This is a genomic window from Photobacterium aphoticum, assembly GCF_001029435.1.
Taxonomy (GTDB): Bacteria; Pseudomonadota; Gammaproteobacteria; order Enterobacterales; family Vibrionaceae; genus Photobacterium; species Photobacterium aphoticum.
Genome location: NZ_LDOV01000071.1, coordinates 1 through 330 on the forward strand (window position 1 = coordinate 1; position 330 = coordinate 330).

The 330-nt window shown below is 54.5% G+C and carries 1 protein-coding gene; it reads left to right on the forward strand.

What is annotated here, in order from left to right; translation table 11 throughout:
- On the forward strand, positions 1 to 330 hold a 330-nt coding region (locus ABT58_RS24240; protein WP_169749976.1), incomplete at both ends, for a hypothetical protein.

Consider the following 330-nt stretch of genomic DNA (forward strand, 5'->3'; position numbering starts at 1 on the left):
GTGACGCATGACGATCTGGATAACGGCATCTTTGTCGAAGTGTTACCGTTTGGTGATCGCGTGGATGTCACGGCACAAGTGACAGACCCTGCGGGTAATAAGTCTCCAGAAGCCAGCGATAGCGCATTGGTGGATCTAGAAGGTGTTTCTGCGCCAACGGTTGAGCTGCAAGGTGATACCAGCGGTGATGGCGTCTACAACAATGATGAGCTGGGTGCTGACGGCACTGTGACCGCCAAAGTGACCCTGGCGGCTGACACGGCAGTCGGTGATACCATCACAGTGACAGACGGTGCAGGTAACGTCATTCTTGAGCGTGAAGTGACACAG